The sequence below is a fragment of the Mesorhizobium sp. M7A.F.Ca.CA.001.04.2.1 genome (assembly GCF_003998485.1).
Lineage (GTDB): Bacteria > Pseudomonadota > Alphaproteobacteria > Rhizobiales > Rhizobiaceae > Mesorhizobium > Mesorhizobium ciceri.
The window spans coordinates 14968-28917 of sequence record NZ_RZQT01000009.1; the positions used below are offsets into that span (position 1 = coordinate 14968).

At 64.6% G+C, this 13950-nt stretch carries 1 protein-coding gene; it reads left to right on the plus strand.

The features are described 5' to 3' along the window. Positions 1–55: 55 nt before the first annotated feature. The gene (locus tag EN955_RS04895) at positions 56–13798 is read left to right on the plus strand and encodes a hypothetical protein (RefSeq protein WP_024504064.1); all 13743 of its coding nucleotides are present in this window, start codon (positions 56–58) and stop codon (positions 13796–13798) included. The last annotated feature ends 152 nt before the right edge of the window (positions 13799–13950 follow it).

Sequence of the window (13950 nt, forward strand, 5' to 3'; positions counted from 1 at the left end):
CCCGAAGGACTCGCCAGGGATGGGAACTACCGAGACGCCTCGGCAAGTTGGTGAGATGGCGGCGCGTGGGGAGGATTTCCGCGTGCACGCCGGCTATCGCCGTTCGCGAATCGCCAGGCATCTCTGGAAGACGACGGCACTGACGACGCTGGCGCTCGGCCTTTCAGGCATGGCCGCCTATGGCGATCCCAACGGGCTATGGCAGCCGCAGATCCGCGCCATCATCGGCGCCGACAACAATGGCGGCAACGGCGCGCTCGAAGGTTTCATCCCGCTCAAGCAGACGGCCGAATCCGTGCTGTTCCTGGATGTCCGGGCCAAACACGATTTCAAGGACGGTTCCGGCCAGGATGTCGGCCTCGGCATTCGCCGCATCGTCAACCCGGACCTGATGATCGGCGGCTACGCCTATCTCAATCTCGAGAACTACAACTCCACCCAGTTCACCGCCGCCACGCTGGGCGCCGAGGCGATCACGCCTCATTTCGATGCGCATGTGAACGTCTATCTGCCGATCAAGGGTGATTCGACGGATCACTCGACCAGTTCAACCCTGTCGATGGTCAGCAACCAGCTGATCGAGCAGATCTCGGTCCTCGACCACCGCGATTACGCGGCATGGGGCATCGAGGCCGAGATCGGCGCGCAGGTGCCGGTCAACCTGCCCGACAAGCATTCGCTGCGGCTCGACATTGGCGGCTATCATTTCGAGGATCCGCATGGCGACGACGGCAGCGTCACCGGCGCCAAGGCCGGCTTCGAGTATACGATCGGCGATGTCTTAGGCAGCAACACGGAACTGGTCTTCGCCGGCGAGGTCCGCAACGACAATCGCGACGACACCCAGTTCGCCGGCAGTGTGCGGCTGAACATCCCGTTCAATCCCGGCAGCGGCTCGGACAATGGGGCCGACAGCGGGCCGGAGCCGGTCTATCCGGTCAGCGAAGGCCTGCGCAAGCGCGTCAACGAGCGCGTGCGTGGCGATATCGGCGTCCGCGTCCAGTCGCAGACGCTGACCGGCGGCTCGACGACGCGTGTCGCCATCAACGCCGCCACCAATGCCGCCTTCGGCAAGTTCTACTACGCCGATGGCGGCCTCGCCGGCGCCGGCACGCTGGCCGACCCGACGACGCTGGACGACGCCGTGACCAAGTCGGGTGCGAACGGTTTTGTCGTCGCGCTTGGCGGCAACGGCAATCTGACGACTGGCGGGGTGACGCTTGCCAATGGACAGACCGTCATCGGCGGCGGCGAAAGCGTCACCGCAAGGCTTTTCGGCGGCGGCACCAGCACCTTCAACCTGGGCGGCAGCGACGGCACGATCCAGGGCACCAACGTCGCCAACCCCGTCTTTACGCTCGGCAACGGCAACACGCTCAGCGGCATCACCATCACCGGCGGCGGCGACGGCATCTTCGGCAACAACATCACCGGCGCGACGCTGACCAATGTGACGGTCACCGGTGCGGGCGGCAACGGCGCCGACTTCACGGGCAGTTCGACCGGCATCACCGGCTCCAACTTCACCGCCACCGGCAACGGCCTCGACGGCCTGCACATCGACGGCGACGGCACCTACAATTTCACCGGCACGACGCTGCTGCAGGGCAATCTCGACGACGGTCTCGATATCACCGGCAAGGGCACCTACACCTTCGCCACCGTCAATGCGCAGGACAATACCGACCGCGGCATCACCGTGCAGGGCACGTCGACCGGAGGCACGTTCACCACCACCGGCGGCACCGTGTCAGGCAATGGCGGCACCGCCGTCTTCATCGATCCGATCACTGCCCATGTGGTGCTGGACTCGATCAGCCAGAGCGGCGGCACGTCGGGTGTCGTGCTGGAGAATGTCGCGGGCAGCTTCACCGTCAACGGTGCGACGACGATCTCCAACACGACCGGACCGGCGATCGCCATTTCGGATTCGCCGGCGACGATCCGCTTCGGCGACATCAGCATCACCAACCCCGGCGCCGACGGCATCTCGTTTGCCGGCGTCAATGCGGCGGTGGTCGCCGGCAACATCGTCATCTCCGGACTGGGTGTCGGCACCGGCCTCGACTTCTCCGGATCCAAGACCAATTTCACCGCGCAGTCGCTCAGCATCACCGGCACCGGTGCTGCCGGCTCGATCGGCATCGATCTGACGTCGCCGAGCGTTGGCGGCGCGGTGATCATCATCACCGATGGCGGCGTCATCACCAATGTCGATACCGGCGTGCGGCTGGGCATTGCCGGCACGCCGGGCGCCACGGCCAACGCCGAATTTACCTTCGGCGGCAATTCCAGCTCCATCTCGGGCATCACCGCCTCGCTCGATGCGCGCGGGCTCAATGAGGGCAGCGGCCACTACGCTTTCGGCACGACCGCGTTTACCGGCCCGCAACTTTACGATCTGCGCAATTACATCTTCGTTGCGGCCGGGGCTTCGGGCGGCGGCACGTCGATCACCGACCTCGCCTCGATCGAATATGCCGACAACATTACCGCCAGCGACGCCATCATTGTCCTGGTCAACCGCGGGACAATCGACGACGCCACCGGCTTCTCGCTGAGCGACGGACAGGAACTGGCCTCGTTCGGCAATGACCGCGCGTTCTCGCTCGGCGGGGTGCCGTTGAATGTCACCGGCACCAACATCCATCATGACGAATCCATATCGGATTCAGCGGGTGCGGCGACGCTGACCAGTTCCGGCGGCGGTAATGTCGTGACGCTGGGCAACGGCAACACGCTGCTCGATTTCAACGTTTCCGGGGGTTCCGGCTCGGCGATCTACGGCCTGGGCATCAACGGCCTGACCGTCCAGGGCGTGACGGCCAGCAATGTCGGGTCCGGCCTCTACCTCAATGGTGTGACCGGCACGGTCTCGGTCGACGACCTGACCGTCCAGACCGCATCTCAAACCGGCATCGTGCTTGTCGATTCGAGCGCGACCGTCGATTTCACCGGCAACACCAAGATTACCAGTGCCGCCAACGTCGGGCTGTTCGCCAACAATTTCGACGGCATCGCCACCTTCGACGATCTCGACATCAGTGGCGGCGGCAGGGGCGTGGCCATTTGGAGCGGCTCGAGCGGCACGCTGACTTTCGCGGCCGCGAGTTCCATCACCAACACGGACGATGTAGCCTTCAACATCAACGGTGCGGTGCCCAACGTCACCTACAACGGCACGATCGACCAGGCCAATGCGGCCAACGCGGTCAGGATCATCGGCCAGACCGGCGGCACCGCCACCTTCGGCGGCAAGATCACCGCCAGCACGGGCTCGGCCAACGCGATCGACCTGTCCGCCAACACCGGCGGCACGGTGAAATTCACCGGCGGGCTGGACCTGACCACGACGACCGGTACCGGCTTCGATGCCACCGGGGGCGGCACGATCACAGTCGCGGCCGCGGGCACGGAGCAGATCACCACCGGCACCGGCCGGGCGATCAATCTCGACGGCATCACCATCGGCACCGGCGGCATGGCGTTCGACAGCATCACGACAGGCGTTGCGACGGCCACGGCGCTCAACTTCAATGCCGTCTCGGGCGGCCAGTTCCTGGGTGGCAATGTCACTGTCGGCGGCACCGCTGCCGGCATCAACGGCCTTGCAATCAACGCTTCGTCATCGACTTTCACCATCACCAATCTGGTGACGACCAATGTCGCGGGCACCGATGTCAGCCTGACCAACAATACGGGCTCGATCACGATCCTCGGTGGCACCATCACCAATTCGGGCGCTGGCGACGGTGTCGTCGTTTCCGGCGGCAGCGCGACAGTCGGCGTAGCGGCCAACGTCTCCAGCTCGGCAACCGCGCCAGGCGCGGCGGTCAAGGTCGACGGCACCACCGGCGGCTCGGTGACCTTCAGCGGTACGGTCACCTCGACCGGCACCGGCGATCTGTTCGATGTCGGATCGACGCTGACCCCGGCCGGCGGCGCCATCAGCTTCACTGGCCCGACCTTGTCGGCGACGGGTGGCGGCGGGGCGCTTGTCAGCAGCCTCGGCGGCACCGCGACGTTGAACGTGACCGCGCCGCTGTCGATCACCAATGCCACGGGCACCGGCCTGTCCGTCACCAATGTCGCCAGCACGGCATCGGCGAGCTTTGGCGAGGTCACCGTGACGACGCCTGGCGGCACCGGCATCTTCATTGCCGACAATGGCACGGTCACCTTCGGCACAACCCAGGTTACGCTGGGAGCGGCAAGCACCGCCGGCATCGAGTTCCTCGACATCAACGAACATATCAGCTTCGGCACGACCACGATCGACGAGGTTGGCGCCAACCAGACCGGCATCGACTTCAGCGGTTCCTCGAGCGGTTCCTCGACAAGGGCCGATTTCGGCCTGACCACGATCACCGGCACCGGCAGCCTGACCTCGCGCGGCATCGACCTGTCGTCGACGACCGGCAACAAGACCATCACCTTCCTGCGCGGCTCCAGCATTTCCAATGTCGGCGTCGGCGTCGAATTGTCGTCGAGCGGCGCCACCGCGACCTCGGCCAACGCCAACTTCACCTTCGGCGACGGCACGTCCGCCGATGGGCTGCAGTCCTCCATCAGCGCCGCCGCCGGCGGCTACACCGTCAACACGATCGGGCTCGATCCGACGCTCGGCAATTATGATTTCGACGACGTCAACTTCACCGGCGCCGCCCATCTGGCCAGCGCGGTCGGTGGGACCATCATGATTTCCCAGGGCGGTGGCATCGTCCACGCCAACACGGACGGGCTCAGCGCCGACGTGACCACCTACACGGTCGCCGAGGCCGATGCCATGACCGGCACGCTGAACTTCGCCTTTGTCGGCACCGTCGATCTCAGCGGCACCCCGTTCACGCTCGATTCCGGCCAGTCGATCATCGGCTTCGGCAACGGCGCCTCCATCCTCACCTCCGGTACCGTCCAGCCGGTCAATGTCCAGGGCAATCTCGGCGCTACTGGCGGCAACGTCACCGGCGATGAGGGCGTGGTCAAGAGCACGGGCAGCGATACCCTGCATCTGCTCGGCAACAACCAGGTGCGCGACACCGCTTTCGACTTCAGCGGCGGCAGCGGCTCGGTCTTCCTCGTCGACGGGAGCGCGGCTGGCTTCGTCAATACCGGCGGCATCTTCATCGAAGGCGTCACGGTCAGCAATGTCGCCGTGGGCCAGACAGCGTTCAAGGTCGTCGGCCTCGACACCAATTTGTCGATCACCAACAACAACATCAACGTCGCCGGCACGCTGCTCGATGTCGATGGCGGCGCCGGCAACATCACGGTCACGCGCGGCACCTTGCCCAACAGCGGACCGGCGGGCACGCTGACCGGCGGCGGCATCTCGATCGCCAACCGCAGCGGCGGCCTGGTCAACTTCACCGACAAGGTGACGGTCAACGGCAACGGCGTCTCGCTGACCGGCAATGCCGGCTCAACGATCACCTTCGCCGATGTCGACATCACCACGAACGGCCAGACGGCGTTCAGCGCCAGCGGCGGCGGCACGGTCAATGTCGTGACCGGCACGATCAATGCCACCAACGCGCAGGCGGTGGCGCTCGACGGCATCACAGCCGGTGTCACGCCCAATGTCGATGGTATCCATTTCGCCTCGACAAGTGCGACCTTCAGCTCCGGCAGCGGCATCGATCTGCAGAACCTCAGCGGCACGGTCGCTCTCGGCACCGGCAAGTTGACCAACACCGGCCTGGACGCGGCCTTCGATGTCGGCTCGGGCACCAATGCGAGCGGCGGCAACGCGGTCCTCTCCTATGCCGGCACCGTCGCCAGCAACGGGACGGGTGCGGCGGTCTCGATCCAGGAACTGACTGGCGGCTCGGTGACGCTGTCGGGCAACCTGACCGACGGCAACGCCGCGGACGGCGGCAATATCGTCGTTGCCGGCATCGATAACGGCACGGCGGCGACCGTCACCTTCTCGGGCGCCAGCCAGGTGATCAGCTCGGGCACGACGGATGCCGTCAGCCTTGGCATCCTCGGCGCCTACCCGGCGGGCACTCCGACCCCCAACACCGACGGCCTGATCAATTTCACCGGCGGCAACCTCGCTATAACGACGACGACCGGGGCGGGCTTCGTCGCGTTCGGCGTCGGCGATGGCCTCGTTGCTGGCACCGGTAATGGCAAACTCACAGTAACCGGCGCCAACAACACAATCTCGTCCGGCGGCAACGGACTGCTGCTGTTCCTCAGCAATGTCGGCAGTGGCGGCATCGCCTTCAAGAGCATCGCGGCGGACTCAAACAGCGATGGCGCCGGCGTGATCCTGTCGGGCCTCAATCTCGCCGGCAATGTCAACATCGGTAGCGGCGACATCGGCGGGCTGACCGATACGGGATATACGGGCGCCTCGTTGAACGGCCTGTTCGGCGCCGGTCAGGTCAATTTCGAAGGCAAGACCGATCTCGACGTCAGCTACGAAGGGTTCGAGATCAGCGGTCAGGTCGGCGCCATAAACATCGCCAATGTCGCCGGATCCACCCTGGCCATCGACGGCGCCCAAGTTGGCATCGCGTTTGCCGCCCTGCAGACCGGAACCGTCAATGTCGGCGGCAATGGCGGCATCGCCGGCATCGGCGCGACGACAAGTACCAGTGTTTCGGCCATCAGCCTCTCCGGCGGCAACGACCTTATCAATGCAACGCTGAACTACAACGGTTCGATCAAGATCGATACGGGCGCTGTGCTGCAAGCTGGCGTCGGCGACTGGACCGAGCTGAACATGAGCGGTTCGGTCGTTTCGACTACGGCAATATCCGGGCTGGGGGCAGCAGCTTTCGTCTTCAGCGGCAACGCCAACGGGCTCTACAATATTTCGAGCACGATCGATCATACCGGCACAGCCGTCGGCGTGCTGTTTGACGGATCGTCCGAGGGAACGGTCACTTTCTCCGGCACGTCGAAGATTTTCAACACCAGCAGCGGCACCAACGGCGCCATCGTCAAGGCCCCGAGCATCGGGGTCGGCGAAGGCACGGGTACGCTCGCCTTCACCAATGGCGGCCTTGCCATCACCACCAGCAGCGGCGCCGGCTTCACCGCCAGCACCTCCGGCCCCGGCACGGTCAGCATCACCGGCCTCAACAACACCATCGCCACGACGACCGGAACCGCGCTCAAGCTCGACGGCGCGACGGTGGGCGCGGGCGGTCTCAATTTCAGCTCGGTGTCAGTCAATGGCGCGGCGACCGGCATTTTGCTCAACAATGTCAGTGGAAGCATTATCAATTTCGGTGTCGTCAACCTGCTCGACGTCACCTCACGCGGCGTCGACATTTCTGGCACTTTGGGCGGTATGGCGCTGAGCGCCGTCGGCCTCAACATCGGGTTGGGTGCCGCTAACGCCGTGGGCCTCGATCTCAATGGTGCGGCTCTCGGCACAAGCGTTATCTCGGTTAGCGACTTCGACGTCGACGGCGGCGGCTTTGCCGGCACGATCGGCATCGACATGGCTGGCACGACGGGTACCGGCACGATCCAACTCGGCGACTCAATCAACAACAACCCGGCTGGCCAGACCTCGACCATCGCCAATGTCGGCTATGGCGTCCAGTTCTCCAGCGCCACCAACGCCAAGCTGGTGTTCGGTGACGGCGCCGGCCCGGCCGAATCCTCGATTTCGACCACCGGCGGCCAGGTCATCCACACCACCGACGCCAGCCTGCCGGCCAATGGCAGCTACAATTTCAACGACGTCAATTTCACCGGCGACACCGCGAACCTGGCGTCGATCAGCGTCTATTATGTCACCGCAGGGGGAACCGGCGACGGCAGCCTCGCCAATCCTGGCAGCTATGCCGGAGCGCAGGCTTCCACGGCCAATGTCGTGGTGCTGATCGACAAGACCGTCGACGGCGGCCAGGCGACGATCGACCTCGGCGCGACAACGTTCCAGCTCGACGACGGACAGGTGTTGCTCGCCTTCAAGAGCAACGACGCGGCGGTGGATGTTTCGCAACTCGGCGTCGGCGCCGCCGGCGGCGCGTCGGCGGCGTTCCAGTTCACCACGATACAGAACACGACGATCGTCTCGGCGCCGGCGGGCATCGACACGCTGCGGCCGGTCCTGCAGAGCAACAACGCCACGCAGGTCATCAACCTGGCGACATCAGGCAGCGGCATCTTCACGGGCGGCATCCAGAACCTGATCGTCAGCAATCTCGGTTCCGGTGCGGGCGTTGCCGTCAACGCGACCGGCGCTTCCAGTTTCTTCGTCAAGAGCAACACCATCACCGCCGGCGGCAATGCGCTCGATTTCTCCACCACGGGAGCTCCGGCCAATACGCTTCTGCTTTCGATCGACGGCAACACGCTCAATTCGAGCGGCGGACTGGCGGCGTCCTTCACCGGGCAGAACATCGATGCCGACCTGAACTCGATCGCGATCAGGTCCTTTGCCGGCAATACGGTGACCGGCGGCACCGGCGGCGGCATCGCCTTCAACAATGTCCGTTTCGATTCAAACGGCACCGGCGGCACCGTCAGTGCCGGCACGCTCGACGTCGGCACGACCGCTGCGGGCGGGCGCGTCCAGGGCGACGGGCTTGGCTTCAACAACACCAGCGGTACGCTCGATCTCGGCACGTTCAGCGTCGCCAACAATGGCGGCACCGGCGTCATGGTCAGCGCCAAGACCACCAACTTCACGCTGAACAGCAGTGGCGGTTCGGTCGACACCACGGGCGGCAACGCGTTCGATCTCGACCCATTGACTGTCAACATGACGCTCGGCAGCGTCACCGCCACCGGCGGTGCCAATGGCATCATCTTCGACGGCGTCGCCGGCACTTTCAGCGTCACCGGCGCCACCACCATCACTGGCACCACCAACTACGGCATCAGTGCGATCAACACCAACACCGGCACCTTCAATTTCAACACGGTGACGGTGAACAACGCCGGCAGCAGTGGCGGCGGCATCCAGGTGGCGAGCGGCACGCTCAAGGTCACCGGTCTCGCCAACATCGACACCACAAGCGGCACCGGCGTCTCGCAAGGCACGGGCTCGACCAGCTTTACCGGTGGCCTGACCATCGACACCACCAGCGGCGACGGCTTCCTCGGCATCGCCGCCGGCTCGATCACTGTCATCGGAACCGGCAACACGATCACAACGGCGACGGGCCGGATCGTGTCGCTGCAGACCGCCGTGATCGGTGCCGGCGGTATGACATTCGACACGCTGAAGGCGACGGGAACGGTCGGCATCGGCGCCGGCGTACAACTCGCGACGGTCTCGGGCGGCAACTTCAACGGCGGCGCGCTTTCCGTCGCCGGCACAAGCAACAATGCGCTGGTGGTTCAGAACAGCACGTCGTCAGCGGTCAATTTCAACAGCGTGGTCGTCAGTTCGGCAAGCGCCAACGGCATCTATGTCGTCAACGGCGTGACCGGCCCGGTCACTATCGGCACGGTGACGATAGACAATACGGGCGGCGCGGGCGTGCGCGTCGACAGCTCGTCCGGCACGATAAACATCAATGGCGGCTCGATCGGTGCGACCGACGATCCGACCGGCTCCGCCGTCCAGCTTGTCGGCGGCGCCGCGACCTTGAACATCGCCGCTTCGCTCACCAAGACGACGACGGGCAAGATCGTCGACATTTCCGGCGTCACCGGCGGTAGTGTCACGCTGTCCGGCAACCTCAGCGCGACCGGCGGCGGCTTCGACAACGGCATCGATGTCCGCAACAATGGCGGCGGCACGTTCACCTTCAGCGGCGCCAAGACGCTTTCCACCGGCGGCTTTGCGGCTGTCAATCTGGCCAACAACGCTGGCGCGGCGATCGACTTCACCGGCGGCGGGCTGGTGATCAACACGACCTCCGGCCCTGGCATCGCCGCCAGCGGCGGCGCGACGGTCACGGTCACCGGCGCGTCCAATGCGATCACCACGAGCGTTGGGTCCGCACTGGACTTGTCCGGCGTGACCGTCGGTGCGGGCGGCATCAACCTGAGCTCCGTATCGGTCAATGGCGCATCCGTCGGCATAGGGTTGAACAACGTTGCCTCGTCTGGCGGCGGGGCCATCGCGCTGGGCACGGTCGACCTGCAAGGCATCACCACGTTCGGCGTTGACGTCGGCGGCACGCTGGGTGCGGCGCTGAGCTTCGCCAACCTCGACATTGGCCTGAACAGCACGACGGGCGTCGCCTTCGACCTCAACGGCTCGACGATCAACGCGGCGGTGACGGCCAATGACTTTGACGTCACCAACGCGTCCGCCGCCGGCGCCTCGATCGGCGTCGACCTGCGCGGCGCCATTGGCGGCCAGGTGGTGCGCCTCGGCGATGCCGCAGCCGGCGGCGCCATCTCGAGCATTGCCGGCGTCAACACCGGCGTGTTCCTCGGCAGCACGACCAATCTCGCCTTCACTTATGGCGACGGCGAATCGGTGACCGACAAGAATTCGACCCTCGGCGCCAATGTCGGCATCGATGCGGCCAGCGCGCCGGTCGCCGGCACCTACAATTTCCAGGATGTGAACCTCACGACCAGCCCGGGCCTCGGCTTCGGCGTCGGCAAGATCTATTTCGTCGGCGCCAGCCCCAGCGGCGACGGCACCGGCCGCGACCAGAGCAATCTGGCGACGCTTTCGACGGCCGAAGCGGCGTCCGTCGCCAGCGACATCCTCGTCCTTGTCAACAATGGCGGCGTTATCAGCGCGGCGGGCACCAATGCCGACAACACACTGGTGCTTGGCGCCGGCGAGCAGGTGCGTGGCTTCGGCAATGGCGCCATCAATCTGGCGCTGGCGGTGCCGTCCACCATTCAGCTTTCCAGCAACAGCATCTCGATCATCGACCAGACGCCGGACGGCGCGGCGACGCTGACGACCGGCAATGGCAGCAACGCCATCACGCTCGGCACCAGCGGTAACATCATCGATGGCTTCATTCTCGACGGCAGCCCGACGGGTGCGGCGCGCGGTATCAAGGACAATAGCGGTGGTACGACGACGGGCACCATCATCAGCAACATGACGATCAAGAATTTCCTGACCGCCGGTGTCGAGATCACGCCGTCGGCCAACACGACGATCGACCATGTGACGTTCTCCAGCAATGCCAGCGACGTCATCGTCAACGCGGCCAACACCACCATCAGCAACGTCAGCAGCACAGGCGCCACCGGCATCGCCTTCGACATCCGCAACGCGACCGGCACGACGACGCTCAGCAACCTCAACATCACCACGAACACGACCGGCACCGGCATCGCCTTCGGCGGTGCATCCGGCCCCCAGGGCACGATCACCGGCACCAATGTCGATGTCACGGGCGGCGCCGGCGGCGGGATCAAGGTCACCGGCGGCAACGCGGCCATCACCTTCGATGCGGCGAGCTTTGTCGGCGTCCCCGACACATCGAGCGGCACGGCGGTCACGATAACAGGCCGTAGTGGCGGCAGCTTCGCCTTTGCCGGGTCGGTCGCGGCAAATGGCACGGCGAGCGGCATCAGCGTTTCTGGCGCGACGGCGGTCAACACGGTCAGCTTCACCGGCGCAGTCGGTCTCGGCACGGTCTCGACGCTGACCGGCACCGCGGTTTCGATCAACAACAACGCCACGGCTTCGACTGTCAGCTTCGCCAACATCGGCATCGTCACCAACAGCACCACCGGCTTCAGCGCCATCAATGGCGGCACGGTCAATGTGACGACGGGCACGGTGAGTTCCACCGGCGCGCAGGCGGTTAACCTCAATGGCGTCGCGGCCGGCATCAATTTCACCTCGACCACTTCGACCGGCGGCTTCAACAATGTGAAGCTGACCAGCGTCACCGGCTCGGTCAACCTCGGCGCCGGCGCCCTGAGCGGCGTGACAGGCGTGGGCGCGGTGGCCTTCCTGGTTGGCGACGGTTCGGGAACCGCCGGCACCGGCGGCACGGCCACGATCAGCTATGGCGGCACGATCAGCGCCGGCGCTGGATTCAACACCGTCAACATCCAGGATCACTCGGTCGGTCTGGTCACGCTGTCGGGCAATCTGACCCATAGCGGCGCAAGCGGCAGCGCCATCGTCCTCGACGACAATTCCAGCAGCTTCACCTTCTCGGGTGCAACCAATAATCTCACCACGGGCACGTCGAACGCCATCGACATCATCGACCAGACCGGCGGCACCATCGCCTTCCAGGGCGTGCTCAACATCGACACCACCTCTGGCATCGGCATCAGCCTCAGCGGCACCAGCACCGGCACCTTCAACTTCACCGGCGGCAATCTCACCATCGACACCACGGGCGGCGCTGGCTTCAGGGCCACCGGCGGCGGCACGGTCAGCGTGACGGGCACCGGCAACCATATTAGCAGCGGCAACGGCACCGCGCTCAATATCAGCAACACCCAGATCGGCTCGGGCAACGTTACCTTCCGCGACATCACATCGAATGGCGGCAGCGCCAACGGCATCATCCTCAGCAACACCGGCACCGCCGCCGGCAATGGCGGCCTGCATGTGACGGGAAATGGCGCCAACGTCGGCGCGACCGGCGGCGGCGTAATCGCCAACAAGACCGGCGCCGATGGCTCTACGACGCAAGGCAGCGGCATCTACCTCAACAACACGAAGGATGTGCAGCTCAACGGCCTGCAGATGAACGATTTCCAGAACTACGGCATATCTGGAACCAACGTCACCGGCTTCACGCTGGACCACACGATCATCAACGGCACGGTCGGAACGTCGGTGGGCGGCATCGGCGAAGGTAATGTCTATTTCACCGGCCTGAGCGGTTCGGCATCGGTTTCGAACTCCACCTTCACCGGTGCGGCGTATGATGCGTTCCACGTTTTCAACGATGGCGCACAGACGCTTAACCGGCTCACCATCACCGGCTCGACATTCGCGACCAACGCGGCTGCGGGCAATGCGTCAAACGACGCGATTGTGTTCCAGGCGACCGGCGGCACATTCAACGCCACCGTCCAGAATTCGACCGTTACATCCGCCAGGAGCGATATGGTCCAGCTCAACCTGCTGGGCACGGTGACGTCGGATCTTGTGTTGACCGGCAACACGATGAACAACACCAACCAGAACATTGTTTCTGGCGGCGGTGGCCTCACCATCGGCGGCGGCGGCCCGGCCAACAATGTCAGCCTGACCTACAACATCTCGAACAACACGATCTCGGGATCGCACGGCGCGGTGATCGCGGTCGCCAAGGGTACCGGCATCGGCGCCTCGTTCGTCGGCACGATTAACAGCAACACCATCGGCACGCAAAACGTGGCCGGCAGCGGCTCGACTCAGGGCTTTGGCATCGCGGTGTTCCACGATGGCGCAGGCAATTCGAACACGACCATCACCAACAACCAGATCCACGGCACGGTTGGTGGCATCTATACGCAGGTGAAAAACGGCGCTGGCGGAACAATGACCGCGGTGATCCAGGGCAACATCATCGACACGCTCGATCAGGTGAATTCGTTTACGGGCATCTATGTGCAGACCGGTTCGAACACCACCAACAGCGGCACCCCGGACAACAACAAGTCCAACATCACCCTCGGCGGCGCCGGTGCACTCGCCAACCACGTCGATATCGGAGCCAATGCGGGCTTTGCCATCGCCGCCGGCATTACAATCGAACAGGAAGGCAATTCGCGCGTCGGCCTGATAGGCAGCCCCAATTATGCGGGCGCGCCATATGACTTCACGGCAATCCAGACCTACATTGCCAATTTGAACGTCGTCACCGGGAGCAATGCACCAGACGTCTTTGCCTTTGGAGATCCAAACACGCCTGCCGGCTTCGGTTTCTTCGGAGGCGCGCAGTTCTAGTCATGGCTTCGGCTTCGGTCATCCAGGGCAACACGTCGACATATTCGATGGAGAGAATAGTTTGCCGGCGCGCCGTACGATTTCACAGCGATCGCGAACTACGTCAGCCGAGGAGCGGCGTCACCGTCTCTCATGCGACAGCCGTATCCGAT